The sequence below is a fragment of the Rhodococcus sp. DK176 genome (assembly GCF_038447315.2).
GTDB classification, from domain to species: Bacteria; Actinomycetota; Actinomycetes; order Mycobacteriales; family Mycobacteriaceae; genus Rhodococcus_F; species Rhodococcus_F jostii_A.
Genome location: NZ_CP118321.2, coordinates 5,746,974 through 5,759,439, shown reverse-complemented (window position 1 = coordinate 5,759,439; position 12,466 = coordinate 5,746,974). Strand labels below are relative to the sequence as shown.

Sequence of the window (12,466 nt, the reverse complement as noted above, 5' to 3'; positions counted from 1 at the left end):
GAAAATCTGCACGCGAACAGTTATGCGTGATAAATTAACTATCATGACAGTAAATCAAGTTGGGCGTCCCAGCAAGGCCACAGAACGGATTCCCGAAATACTCGAAGCCACGTTCGCTGTCGTCGTGCGCGAGGGCCTGGCCGGTGTCACCTTTTCGAAGGTCGCCGAAGTGGCAGGGCTGCAGCGCACGCTGGTGTTGCACTACTTCGGGTCTCGCGACGAGTTGATCGGCGCCTTCATCGACCACGTCGTCGGTGCGATGGGCACCGCGATCGTGCATCGCCATGACGATCTGCCGCTGCCCCAGCGGGTGGCGGCGGCCTACGCTCCCGGCGCGTACCGCACCCGCGACGACATGGTGGTATGGGCCGAACTGGTGGCGTTGAGCGCTCGTGACCAGGCGGTGCGCGAGCGGCTGCACAAGCTGTGGACCGGGCGATGGCTGCCCGATCTGGAGGCAGTCCTGGCCGACCGCCATCCTGCCGTGTCCGCCGAGGATGTCTCGGCCACGGCCTACGCGCTGGCGTGCCTGTTCGAAGCGCACTGGGCGCTGGACATCCAGGGTGTCGTCGACGAGCGCAGACAGCAGCACATCGAACGCGCGGCCGAAATCATCCTCGGCAGTCTCGAGGTGCGCAGCGGATCCGACCCCGATCCTACGGGGTGATCAGAAGTCGCGAACACACCCGAATCATCGCTGTGACAGCGGGGTTCGGTATCGCTGTGTAGATGGAGAAACGTATGCGGCCTGTCGACTGCCTTCTCGACCGTCCTGACCGAGCTGGATAAGTGGTGCGTCGTGTGGCGCTACAGTGCGACAGTGGACTCACGATGGCCGCCACCGAGCCGACGCATCGCCGAACTGATGCGCGACATCGCCGAGCGCCTGCTGGCCTCGACGAGCGCGGCAGTCGACGCGGTGCTGGCCGCTGCCCACCAGGGCGCCGAGTACCGCGCGCTGGTGGAGGACCCGCAGCTCGCGGCGGCCGACCGGCAGATGAGCAAGGCTTACTTCAGGCACTGGATGTCGGCCACCCTGCAGAACCCTGGGGCGCGAGTCGAGCCATGCGTCGACCCGGAAGTCCTGCAGTTCGCCCGCGACCTGGTGCGACGCGGCCTGGACATGCACGACCTCGGTTCGTGGCGGGGTGCCCAGCACGTCGGGTGGGACCTGTGGGTCGACGCCTGCTTCGCGGCGACCGCCGACGTCGAGGAGCTCCGCGACCTGATGAAGGTGTCCGAGCGGTCGATGGTGACCTTCATCGACGATTCGATCGCAGCGCTCGACGACTACGTCGAACAGGAACGCGCGGACCTCGCGCGGGGCGCCAACGCCGAGCGGCACTCCACCGTCCAGCTCTTGCTCGAAGGTGCCCCGATCGGCCGGGCGCTGGCCGAATCGCGTCTCGGGTACGCGCTGACGGGCAGCCACGTCGCCGCGATCATCTGGAGCGACTCCGCAGACGAGGCCACGGGTCTCGACGCGGCCGCCGAGGCGACGATGAGGATATGCGCGGCCCCGCGCCGGTTCACCCTGAACGCGAGCACAACCGCGCTGTGGGTGTGGGTCCCGGCGGACACGGTCCCGCCTGCCGAGACGGCGGAGGACACCCTGGCGGCCTACCCGGGGATCCATGTCGCGTTCGGACGTTGCGGCCGGGATCTCGACGGATTTCGCCGTAGCCACCTGGACGCCGCCGCCGCGCAGCGATTACTGACGCGGATAGGCTCGGCGCGCCCCGTCGTCCGGTACCAGGACGTGGCGTTGGTGTCGGTGCTCACGGCCGACATGGCGCAAGCCGATCAGTTCGTCACCGACACCCTGGGCGACCTCGCGACCGCCGACCCGGTGCTGCGGCAGACGGTGCTGACCTACGTCCGGGAACGGTTCAACGGCTCCGCCGCCGCGGAGCGAATGTTCACCCACCGCAACACGATCGAGCGACGACTTGCCCGCGCCGATCAGCTGCTGCCCGTGCCGCTCACCGACAACGCCGCCAGCGTGGTCGCCGCGCTCATGCTCGTGCAGTTGCGCGACTGACGGGCGGTGCCCGCCGCGGCTTTGTGAGCGCCGCTGTCGGGCACTCGCCGACCCGGGTCGGCGGCAGGCGCCGCTGCCCGAGTTCGCTCGATCGGACGAGACCGCTCACCCGATGGTGATGATTTTCGTCTGGGCTGCGAAGCCGAGGTCACCTAGTCCGGCATCGACAGCCGCGGTCAGATTCTCGATCGTGGCGGCGAACACCCGGGGGTTCAGCCCGGTTTCCTTTCATGACGTCGATGGCCCCGTCCAAGCCTTGGGCGTAGGTGGCGATGGTTGCTTGATCTGTGGTGAAATCGCCGCTGGCAATGGCGGTTACGACCCTCGCCGTCTCACTCTGGACGGACGCGAAGGCGGCAGGCGTCAAGGCGTCGAGGAGGGCCTGATCAACTCCCTGCCCGAGCATGTAGGTCGATGCCTCCACATAGGCGCTGACCGCCGGGACCAGGAACATACCGACAAGTCCTACGTTCAGAACGCTTGCGATTTTGACGTCTCGGGACACCCAGACGGACACCGGGGTCAGCAAGGTCAGGCTCTCGCCGTGCTCGGCCCAGGCCGTTTCGGATCCGGAATAGAGGATCGCCGCCCCCTCGGTGCCGATCTCTTCGGGATACCCGAGGATCGACCCGTCCAAGTACTCGGCGCCGCGTTCGCCGGCCCAGAGCCCGAAGGATTCGACTTCCGAGGGAGCGCCGGTGCCCACATTGACGAGCGTGGTGCCGGTCAAATCCGGCACGGGTTCGAGGGCCGCGAGGGCGGCGTCGTAGGTGGCGAAGCACGCCAGGACAAGCGGTGCGGCAGCGATGGCGTCGCCGATTTCCCGCATGGGCGCAATCGCGTTGTCGGCCAGTGCGGCTGCCCGGTGGTGCGTGCGGTTCCAGACGGCGACGGTCTTGCCACCGCCGGCGAGCGCCCGCGCGAGCGCCGACCCCATCAGGCCACAGCCGAGCACTGTGACGTCATGCGAGGTGGTCTTGTCCATCTCTTCTCCCTCTCGTCGATGGCGGATGCTCTTCTCCCCCGCTTCGATGGGGGATGCCTCGACAGCACGTTGTCCGCCGCAGGCATCCCCCGTCCCCCGACTACATCGGCAGATCAGGCGAGTCGACGCCGACGACCCGATCTCCGCAGAACACCCGCACCGATTCCGCCGGACCGTGCCCGCCGATGCCGGACGCGCCCCAGAAACTTTGGGCGGAGTCGTCGCCGAGATCGGCGAGCTTCGCGCCGTTGACCCGCACCTCGCCGGACGTGACCCGGGCACCGATCGTTATCGCGCGGTCGGTGTCACCGCCGAACACATAGGCGTCCAGGCCCGACGGGTGCGCGTTGGCGGCGCGCAGCGCGTCCTCGTCGGAATCCACGCCGTGCACGGAGACGACCGGCCCGAACAGCTCGGCCGTCGTGCGGTCCGGGTCGGACCCGGTGGCTACCGTCGGCGACAGGAAGAAGCCCGCCAGGCCCGGCAGCTCCCCGGGCTGATCGATCTCGGCGCCGAGCCCGCGTAGGCTCTCGATCCGCTCGATCAGGTTCCGGAAGTGCGGCTCGTTGGAGATCGGGCCGATGTCGGATTCTTCGTCGAGCGAGTGCCCGATCCGTAGCCGCGCGAGGCGCTCACCGAGGGCCTCGCGCAGCGGCTGCACCAGCCGGTGCGGTGCCAGGACCTTGCCCGGCCCCTCGCACCACTGGCCGTTGAGGGTCGTCATGCCGGCGAGGATCCCGTCGGCGGTCACGTCGAGGTCGGCGTCATTGAGCACGAGCACGGGGTTGTTGCCGCCGAGCTCGAGCTGCAGAACCTTGAAGTCCTCGGCCGCGGCGCGGGCGATGGCCCGACCGGCGCCCGGGCCGCCGGTGAAGGACACCACCTTGACCCGGCGGTCGCCCGTGAGCGTGGCGCCGATGCCGCCCGTGCCGTGGACGAGCTGCAAGGCGCCCTCGGGCAGGCCGGCGTCGACGAAGCACTCGACGATCACCTGCGCGCTGGCGGGAGCGTGCTCGGACGGCTTGAGCAGCACCGGGCACCCCGACGCCACCGCGCTGGCCATCTTCGCCGCCGGGATGAAGCTCGGGCCGTTCCACGGCGTCAGGATCGCCGCGGGCCCCCAGGGCACCCGGTGCAGCCGGACGTCTCGCCCGCCCGCGGCGAGCGCGGTGACACGAGCGATCCCGCGGGCCTCGGCGGCGGCCCCGCGGATTCGGGCCGGGAGAAACGCGGCGAGTTTGCGGGTGGCGGTGATCGTCGTGCCGCTGGTGATCGCGTCGGTGCGTGCGATGTCCTCGAGCCGCTCCTCGACGTTGGCCGCGGCCCGTTCGAGCACCTCGGCCCGCTCGAGCCGGAACTCGTCATCGGCCCAGTTGAGCGCTTCGTAGGCACGCTGGGCGTGCTGCAGCGCGCGCTCCAGGTCGGCGGACGATGTGGTCACCATGCGGTGGACCGGCTCGCCCGTGTTCGGGTCGACGTTCCATCCGTCGAGCGTCTGGCAGGACACCCACTCACCGGCGATGTAGCTCACCGGCTGCGCGAGTGACGTTGTCGGCGTCGTGGTCTTCATCGGGCCTCCGCGGTGGGGTTGTCGGAACAGATCGGCATGGCGACGACGATGCGGGTCACCTCGCCGGACTTCATCGCCTCGAAGCCCTCGTTGATCTGGCCGAAGTCGATGACCTCGGTGACCATCTCGTCGAGCAGCAACCGGCCGTGCTGGTACAGCCGGGCGAACTGGGCGATGTCCTCGCGCGCTTGCCCCGACCCCATGTACGAGCCGATCAGGCGCTTCTCGCTGAAGAAGAAGTCGGACGCGGGCAGGGTCAGCTCAGTGCCCTCGGCAGCGATGCCGACGAGGCAGGCCGTGCCGGTGGGGCGCACCACGTCAAGGGCCGCTGCCGCGGTGCGGGCGGATCCGACGGCCTCGAAGGCGTAGTCGACGCCGTCGCCCAGCAGCGCGACCACCGCGGCGGCAAGGTCGTCGGTGGCGCCGCTCAGGGTGTGGGTCGCACCGTAGCCGCGGGCGGCACGCAGCCGCTGCTCGTCGAGGTCGATCGCGACGATCGCGGACGCGCCCGCGAGCCGCGCACCCTGGATGATGGCCGAGCCGACGCCACCGCAACCGATCACGGCCACCGTGGAGCCCGGCCGCACCCGCGCCCCGCGGAACACCGCGCCGACACCGGTGACGACGCAGCACGACAGCAGGCAGCCGACCCGGGTGGACACGCCGTCGGGCAGCCTCACGGCCGCGTTCGCGCGCAGCAGCATGTGCTCGGAGAACGCGCCCAGGTCGCCGAGCCGGGCGACCGGTGTCCCGTCGGGCAGGGAGTACGCGGGCCTCGGACGGCGCCGGATCTCGTCGAGCCGCTGGCACTGGGTCGAACGGGCCGCGTTGCAGTTCGCGCACTCGCCGCACGCCGGGGTCAGCGCGCCGGTGACATGATCGCCCGGACGCAGGTCCGTGATGGCCGAGCCGACGGATTCGACGATGCCCGCCACCTCGTGCCCGACTACCACCGGCAGCTCGGTGGCGACGGTGCCGGTGATGTAGTGCAGGTCGCTGTGACACAGCCCGACGTGGGTGACGGCGATCCGCACCTCGTGCGGCTCGGGATCGTCGACGTTGATGTCGGTCAGGTGCAGGGGTCCGCCCACCTTCGTGAGCACGGCCGCGCGGGTGGTGATCATCGGTTCTCTCCGGTCGAGGTGGCGGGCTTCTTGGCGCTCCAGAAACCCTCGATCCCCGCGGTGAACGCGCCGCTGTTCCACGATGCGTCGGCCGCGGCGTCCTCCAGCACGAAGGCACGCTCGATCTCCTCGGACGAGGGCCGCAGCAGCGCCAGGTGCAGGGCGGTGTTGTTGCCGCCCTCCGGCGTCCAGGTGCGGACGAGGTCGATCGCGCGGTCCAGCAGGTCGTCCGGCTCGACGATCTGATCGAGCAGACCGATCCGCAGCGCTTCCTCGGCGCCGATGCGCTCGGAGCCCAGTACCATCCGCATCGCGTGATTGCCCACGATCCGGGTGAGGAGCACGCTCGACGCGTTGGAGATCGTGAGGCCGCGGGCGTTCTCCGGCTGGAAGTACTCGGTCCGCGGGGTGCCGAGGCGCGCGTCGCAGCACAGCGTGATCTCCGAGGCGCCGCCCACCGCGATCCCGTTGATCGCCGCGACCACGGGCACCTTGGTCTCGATCACCGCGCGGGTGACGTCGTGGAAGGTCTCGAAGGTCTCGCGCATCTCGGCGAACGTGGTCGGCGGCGCGCCGAGGTCCTCGCCCGCGCTGAACGCGCGGCCCGTGCCCGTGATCACGATTCCCCGTGCGCGCTCGCCGGTGCCGTATTCGCGGATGAGCGCGGCGAGGCGCAGGCGCATCTCGACGGTCAGCGCGTTGAGCTTCGCCGGGCGCCGCAGCGTGATCACGGCGGTATCGCGGATCATCTCGACGAGCACGTGTTCGGCCGCCAGGTCCGACGGCGATGCGTCCGGCGATGCGGAGGCGCCCGAGGTGGTCCGGTCGCGCAGGTCGAAGGTGGTGCCGGGAGCTTCGGCCGCCCTGGCCTCGAGCGCGGGCTTCGACACCCGCTCCGACGGGGTTCGGGGGAAGGCTGCGACGAATTCGACATAGCGCGGCACTTTGAACCGCGCGAGCCGCTCCGCGACCCGGGCGATGATCGCCTCGGCCGTCGCCCGGTCGCCGGTGCCGCCCGCCGCGAGTTGGACGAAGGCCTTGACCTCCTCGCCGAGCACCTCGTCGGGCTCGGCCACGACCGCGGCCGCGACGACGCGGTCGTCGGTTTCGAGCGCTGCCTCCACCTCGGCGCTTGCCACGTTCTCGCCGCCGCGCCGCACCATGTCCTTGATGCGGCCGACCAGGCGGATCTCGCCCCGCTCGTCGGCGACGGCGAGGTCGCCGGTGTGCAACCATCCGTCCCGGAGTGTCCGCGAGGTCTCCTCGGGCCGGTTCCAGTAGCCGAGCATCATCGGCGCGCCGGACACGGTCAGCTCGCCCGGGGTACCCGCGGGGACCTCGGCGCCGTCGGTGTCCACGATCCTGACGCGCTTGGTCGGCATGGGCCGTCCGATGCTGCCGCTGCCGACGGCCGCGACGTCGTCGAGTGGGCTGATCAGGTCGATCCCGCTCTCGGTCATGCCGAAGAGCTCTCGCCAAGGCGCGCCCCAGCGGTCCTCGAGCTGGGCGTGCAGCGCTGCGGGGATCGCCGAGCAGAACACCGCGCGCAGATGGTTGTCCCGGTCGTCGGCGGCGGGCGGCTGCTTGAACAGCAGCGTGGGCATCGATCCGAGGACGTAGCAGAAGGTCACCCGGTGGCGCCGCACGTCGGCCATGAACCCCGACGCGGAGAACCGCGGCAGCACCACCAGCGGCGCGCCCGCGGTCAGGGCGAGCACCGTGTTCCACTGCGGATCCATGTACGAGAAGGGCTGTGCCGTGAGCAGCACGTCGTCGCCGGCGAGGCCGGCCGCCCCGGCGCAGCCCCACGCGATGCGGGTCCAGTAGTCGTGGGTCAGCATGCACGCCTTCGGGAATCCGGTGGTGCCCGAGGTGTATTGCAGGTTGGCCAGCGTGTCCGGGGTGATCGCGACATCGGGGGCGGTGGCCGGGAAACTCGCCTCGGCCGCGTCGGCCACGTCGAGGATGCGGATGCCCGCGAGCGCGGCGTCTCGGGAGACCACCTCACGTACCAGCGGGAGGTGCTCGGCGTCGGTGACGATGACCCGCGCGCCGGAGTCGCGCAGCACGAACGCCAGATCGGCCGCGCGGTAGGCCGAGTTGACGGGCACGACGACAGCGCCGGCCTTGAGCACCGCGAACCAGGTGAGCGGCCACTGCGCGACGTTGGGCAGCATGATCGCGACGCGGTCGCCCGGTGCCACGCCGTCGGCCTCGATCAGGCGGTGTGCCAGCCGAGACGACGATACGTCGGCCTGCGCGTAGGTCCACGAAGCGTCGCCGAAGCGCAGCAGCTCGGCGCCGGGGGTGCGAGCGGCGCCGTCTGACAGCAGGCCGGTGACCGTGCGCACCCGGGGCGTCGCCCCCATCTGGTCGTGGGTGACGGCGGGGCGCCGCGGTGTTTCGTCCCTGGTCGTTGTCGCGGTTGTCGTGTCAGTGGACATACTCGATCTCCTGCCGTTTTCTCGATTCATCGACGATCCAGGCCATGGCCGGGTCGTCGCGTTCCATCCACTCGGGGTGCCACTGCACACCGAGGATCGGCGCGCCGGGCACCTCCACCGCCTCCGCGACCCCGTCGGGCGTGCGGCCCGTGACGACAAGGCCCGTGCCGCACCGATCGACGGCCTGGTGGTGCCACGAGTTGGTGACGACGCTGTCGCCGAAGATCCGCGCGGCCGTGGAGCCGGGTTCGAAGCTCACGCGGTGCTCGGCGTCGCCGTCGGTGGGCGCGGCCAATGGCGACAAGTGCGGCACCGGGCCGGGCGGCAGGTCCGCGATGAGCGTTCCACCCAGTGCGACGTTGAGCAGCTGCATTCCCCGGCACACCCCGAGCACGGGCAGGCCGCGGTCGATGGCGGCGCGGGCCAGGGTGAACTCGTATTCGTCGCGTTCGGGGTCGTGCGCGTGGGGATCGAGCCGTGGGTCGACGTCGCGGACAACGGAGGTGTCGCCGCCCCACCGGGCCGGGTGCACGTCCTGCCCGCCGGTGATCACCACGCCGGACAACCACTCGCAGGCGTCGAGCGGATCGGCGTCGTAGGGCAGGTGCACGGGCACGCCGCCCGCTTTCGCGACGCGGGTGGCGAAGGCGGCCACGAACGCGTCGACGCACGCCGTGGCGTAGCGGTCGTCCGTTCCGGCGATCAGACTCAGCTGGACGCGGCGGCCGGTGATCCCGACCAGTGGCTTGCCCGTCATGGGAACTCGAAGTAGCGACGGGACTCCCACGCGGAGAGTTCGGTGTGCGGGTCGCCGCCCTTGGTGTGGAATTCCATCCATTCCCACCGGCGCGAGGCCACCCAGAAGTCGACGAACTCGTCACCCAGGTACTCGCGGAGCACCTCGTCGCCGTCCAGCGCCGCGATGGCCTTGGTGATCGAGTCCGGGACCCGCTCGACCCCGGTGTCGTCGGGCAGGCACCACGCCATGTCGTCGACCTGCGGCGGGGCCTGCATCCTCCGTTCGATGCCTGCCACAACCCCGGCCAGCACACCGGCCAGGGCGTAGTACGGGTTGACGTCCGAGCCCGGCAGCCGGTATTCGAGCCGCGAGTACTTGGGGTGCCCGACGATGGCCCGCACCGCCGCGGTCTTGTTGTTGACGCCCCAGGAGATGGTCGTCGGTGGGCCGCTGATGTCGACGAGGCGCCGGTACGAGGTGATCTGTGGCAGCGACAGCAGGGTGTTTCCCGCCATCGTTGCCAGCAGCCCACCGACGGCCTGCAGCATCACCTCGGACGGCCCGTCGGGTGCGAAGAACTGGTTCTCACCGTCCCGGTGCAGCGAGAGGTTGATATGCGCGCCCTGCCCGAAGCCTGCGGTCGGCTTGGCCATGAACGTCACCGTCCGGTCCTGCTCGAACGCGACTTCCCGCATCACCTGCTTGGTGCGCACCCAGGAATCGCCGAGCGCCACCGGATCGGTGGGTGCGAGATTCAGCTCGGTCTGGCCTGCGGCCGCCTCGTCGGTCCACGCCTCCCAGGTGATGCCGAGCTCGTCGAGCCGGTCGGTGACGGCCTCCATGTAGTCGACCCAGTCCTTCGACCTCGCCAGGTGGTATGTGGCACCGGTGTCCCCGCCGAGCGGGGTGAGATCGCGGTAACCGCAGGCCCGCGCCTGCTGGACGGACTCCTCGAACAGCGTCGTTTCGATCTCCACCGCGACCGTGGCGGTGTAGCCGAGCGTCCGCAGGCGCTCGACCAGCCTGCGCACCATATTCCGCGGACAGATCGGTACCGGCCGCCCGTCCCGGAGCCAGTAGTCACCGATGACGGCGCCGAGGCCGGGCTTCCACTCCACCAGCGTGTCCATGTCGGGGATCATCGAGATGTCGTAGAGGTTGCCGCGCCAGTCCGGAAAGGCGTCGCCGAACACGAACTCGTCGCCCAGGTCGATCGCGAACAGGATGTCGGCGAAGGCGAAGCCCGCCTCCTTGCCGGACGCGAACTTCGCCGGCGTGATGGTCTTTCCCAGGAAGCTCCCGTCGTGACCGGTGGCCTCCAGGCGTATCGCCTTCGTCGGTACTTTCCACGCGGAGCTGATGGACTCCGACCGGGTGAGCTCAGACATCGAAACGAACCTTCCACGAGGCGGCCGTCATGACCGACACCTGCGAGAGCGTCCCTTGGACCCGCAGGCCGGAGTCCAGGGAGGTGAGGAGATAGTCGGCGCCCGTGAACACCCCTGCGAGCGCGTCGGGCGTGCCGACCATGCGGTAGGTCGTCGGGCCCGAGCCGAACCGGGCCTCCTGGGGGCCGTCCGGCCCCTGTGCGACCGCGACGAGGACGTCGGGGATGCCGCGGATGCCGCGGGTCACCTCCCAGAAGCGTTCGGCGGCCTCCTGCCACGAGGGCAGTGGGTGCTGTAGGGCGCGCAGTACCCCCTCCGCCAGTTCCCCATCACCGTCGGGGTCCTTGGTGAGCGCGAAACGGGCTTCGAGGTCGACGACCAGCGTCGCGTCGGCCGGCGCGAAGACGCCGCCGGTCACGATGACGGCGCCGTCGCACAGCGTGACGACGGCGGCCTGCGGGGTGTTGTGCGAGCGGACGGCGACCGTGCCGATGCCGCGATCGAACACCTCGGGCAGATGGCCGAGCCGGACCGCGTCGCGCAGGGTCCGGCCGAGCAGCCGGACGATGGGAGTGGCGTCGTCGTCGATCTCGATCCGGGCCGGCGCGCGCTGCGCCGCCGGGCCCGGCGCGATCGTCGGGGTTTCGGTCATTGTCATACCTTTCTTCGGTGGCGGGTGCGGTGCTGTCGGGGCTGCGGGCGCGGCCGTCATTCGAGGGCGGAGTAGGTCTGCGGCCGACGCCGGCGCAGGAGCGGCGCCCATGCGAGGCCGCAGGCGAACGCCCCGGCGATGATTGCGAGGAAGACGTAAGCCCCGGTGCGCGACCCGATCAGGAGCTCGAAGTTGCCGATGACGAGCACGAGGATCGCCCCGAGTGCGGCGAGCGACAGGACGGGGGCGACGGTGCCCGCCCACGCCGTAGCCGTGCCGGCCTTGCGGAAGTGCACGACGATCGCCGCGGAGGTCAGGGCCAGCAGCACGATCAGCCCGAGGGTTCCGGCGCCGCCGAACCAGGCGTAGATCTCGACGACGGGGTCGAGCCCGGCGATCGCCGTGGCCGCGAGCAGCGTGCCGATCACCCCGGAGGTCAGCAGCGAGGCCACGTGCGGCGACCGGTGCGTGGGGTGTGCCGAGCCGAGCGAGACCGGCAGAGCACCCTGGCGGCCGAGGGCGAACAGGTAGCGGGCCACCACGTTGTGGGCGGTGAGCACGCAGGCGAAGAAGCTGGTGACGAGCAGAACCTGCATGACATCGTGGGCGGCCTGCGACAGGTAGCGGGTGGCGAGCCCGGGTGCGAGTCCTTCGGGGTCGTCGGCAGCGAGGTCGACGGCACGCGCGACACCGAGACCGTTGATCATGGCCCAGGACGAGAAGGCGTAGATCAGCGCGATCAGGACGACCGCGATGTAGGTGGCCTTCGGGATCGTGCGGTCGGGGTCCTTGGCCTCGGACCGGAAGACGGCGGTGGTCTCGAAACCGACGAAGCCGAAGACGGCGAACATGATCCCGGTGCCTGCGGCGCCGGTGGTGAACGCGTCCCAGGTCAGCGGCTGCGCCGACAGGCCGTTGTCGCCGCCGCGCAGCACGATGGCGAGGTCGACGAGTGCGACGATCGCGACCTCCGCGATGAGCAACGCTCCGAGCACCCGCGCGCTGACCTCGACGTTGCGGTAGCCCAGGTACCCGATGGCCGCGAGCCCGGCGGCCGCGAGGCACCACCACGGCACCGACACGCCGGAGAAGGTCACGAGCACATTGCGCGCGGCAGCCCCGAGGTAGGCCGAGACGGCGACGATGAGCAGCGCATAGGTGACCAGGGCGAGCGCTGCGGCGCCCAGCCCGGCACCGGTGCCGAGGCCGCGCTGGACGTAGGAGTAGAAGGCGCCCGCGTTGCGTACTTCGGGAGTCATCGCCGAGTACCCGACGGTGAACAGCACGAGCACGATTCCGACGAGCACGAAGTCGACCGGTGTTCCGATGCCGTTCCCCGAGCCGAGCATCAACGGGATGAGCCCGGCGAACACCGTCAGGGGCGCGGCCATCGCCACCACCATGAAGACGATCTGCGGGACGCCGAGTGTCCGGTCCAGGCCGACCGGGACCTCCTGGGCTCGGTCTTCGCGCTGACTCATGGCAATCACTCCATTCTGTGCCGCTCTCCGCGACCTGAATCA

At 70.2% G+C, this 12,466-nt stretch carries 10 protein-coding genes; 2 read left to right on the top strand and 8 right to left on the bottom strand.

The window, feature by feature from the left end:
- The first annotated feature begins 22 nt into the window (after nt 1–22).
- On the top strand, nt 23–667 hold the full coding sequence (locus PSR88_RS26970; RefSeq protein WP_192815087.1) for a TetR family transcriptional regulator: 645 nt from the start codon (nt 23–25) through the stop codon (nt 665–667).
- A 153-nt stretch (nt 668–820) separates the two neighbouring features.
- On the top strand, nt 821–2,041 hold the full coding sequence (locus tag PSR88_RS26965) for a helix-turn-helix domain-containing protein (protein WP_029539553.1): 1,221 nt from the start codon (nt 821–823) through the stop codon (nt 2,039–2,041).
- A 148-nt stretch (nt 2,042–2,189) separates the two neighbouring features.
- Here the strand turns inward: PSR88_RS26965 and PSR88_RS26960 are convergent, their stop codons facing one another.
- The 8 genes from PSR88_RS26960 to PSR88_RS26925 all read right to left on the bottom strand — a co-directional run bounded on the left by PSR88_RS26960 (nt 2,190) and on the right by PSR88_RS26925 (nt 12,424).
- Nucleotides 2,190–3,026 carry an NAD(P)-binding domain-containing protein gene (locus PSR88_RS26960; protein WP_029539554.1) on the bottom strand — a complete coding sequence of 279 codons (837 nt, stop codon included), beginning with the start codon at nt 3,024–3,026 and terminating at the stop codon, nt 2,190–2,192.
- A gap of 100 nt (nt 3,027–3,126) precedes the next feature.
- On the bottom strand, nt 3,127–4,596 hold the full coding sequence (locus PSR88_RS26955) for an aldehyde dehydrogenase family protein (protein WP_016883714.1): 1,470 nt from the start codon (nt 4,594–4,596) through the stop codon (nt 3,127–3,129).
- The gene (locus tag PSR88_RS26950; RefSeq protein ID WP_016883717.1) at nt 4,593–5,720 is read right to left on the bottom strand and encodes a Zn-dependent alcohol dehydrogenase; all 1,128 of its coding nucleotides are present in this window, start codon (nt 5,718–5,720) and stop codon (nt 4,593–4,595) included. The genes PSR88_RS26955 and PSR88_RS26950 overlap by 4 nt, the downstream gene beginning before the upstream one ends.
- Nucleotides 5,717–8,089 carry an AMP-binding protein gene (locus PSR88_RS26945; protein ID WP_016883718.1) on the bottom strand — a complete coding sequence of 791 codons (2,373 nt, stop codon included), beginning with the start codon at nt 8,087–8,089 and terminating at the stop codon, nt 5,717–5,719. The genes PSR88_RS26950 and PSR88_RS26945 overlap by 4 nt, the downstream gene beginning before the upstream one ends.
- Before the next feature lie 64 nt (nt 8,090–8,153).
- A complete protein-coding gene (locus PSR88_RS26940) occupies nt 8,154–8,921 on the bottom strand; it encodes a gamma-glutamyl-gamma-aminobutyrate hydrolase family protein (protein ID WP_016883719.1) in 768 nt (255 codons plus the stop codon).
- Nucleotides 8,918–10,291 carry a glutamine synthetase family protein gene (locus PSR88_RS26935; RefSeq protein ID WP_016883720.1) on the bottom strand — a complete coding sequence of 458 codons (1,374 nt, stop codon included), beginning with the start codon at nt 10,289–10,291 and terminating at the stop codon, nt 8,918–8,920. Before PSR88_RS26935 ends, PSR88_RS26940 begins: the two co-directional genes overlap by 4 nt.
- Nucleotides 10,284–10,943 (bottom strand): hypothetical protein, encoded by a 660-nt coding sequence (locus tag PSR88_RS26930; RefSeq protein ID WP_016883721.1) that lies wholly within the window; start codon nt 10,941–10,943, stop codon nt 10,284–10,286. The genes PSR88_RS26935 and PSR88_RS26930 overlap by 8 nt, the downstream gene beginning before the upstream one ends.
- A 56-nt stretch (nt 10,944–10,999) precedes the next feature.
- The gene (locus PSR88_RS26925) at nt 11,000–12,424 is read right to left on the bottom strand and encodes an APC family permease (protein WP_016883722.1); all 1,425 of its coding nucleotides are present in this window, start codon (nt 12,422–12,424) and stop codon (nt 11,000–11,002) included.
- Nucleotides 12,425–12,466: the final 42 nt, after the last annotated feature.

What these genes read in the sequence shown, in the direction of transcription:
- PSR88_RS26925 (WP_016883722.1), bottom strand. Translation starts at nt 12,424, where the DNA reads ATGAGTCAGCGCGAAGACCGAGCCCAGGAGGTCCCGGTCGGCCTGGAC.
- PSR88_RS26955 (WP_016883714.1), bottom strand. Translation starts at nt 4,596, where the DNA reads ATGAAGACCACGACGCCGACAACGTCACTCGCGCAGCCGGTGAGCTAC.
- PSR88_RS26960 (WP_029539554.1), bottom strand. Translation starts at nt 3,026, where the DNA reads ATGGACAAGACCACCTCGCATGACGTCACAGTGCTCGGCTGTGGCCTG.
- PSR88_RS26935 (WP_016883720.1), bottom strand. Translation starts at nt 10,291, where the DNA reads ATGTCTGAGCTCACCCGGTCGGAGTCCATCAGCTCCGCGTGGAAAGTA.
- PSR88_RS26970 (WP_192815087.1), top strand. Translation starts at nt 23, where the DNA reads ATGCGTGATAAATTAACTATCATGACAGTAAATCAAGTTGGGCGTCCC.
- PSR88_RS26945 (WP_016883718.1), bottom strand. Translation starts at nt 8,089, where the DNA reads ATGGGGGCGACGCCCCGGGTGCGCACGGTCACCGGCCTGCTGTCAGAC.
- PSR88_RS26940 (WP_016883719.1), bottom strand. Translation starts at nt 8,921, where the DNA reads ATGACGGGCAAGCCACTGGTCGGGATCACCGGCCGCCGCGTCCAGCTG.
- PSR88_RS26930 (WP_016883721.1), bottom strand. Translation starts at nt 10,943, where the DNA reads ATGACCGAAACCCCGACGATCGCGCCGGGCCCGGCGGCGCAGCGCGCG.
- PSR88_RS26950 (WP_016883717.1), bottom strand. Translation starts at nt 5,720, where the DNA reads ATGATCACCACCCGCGCGGCCGTGCTCACGAAGGTGGGCGGACCCCTG.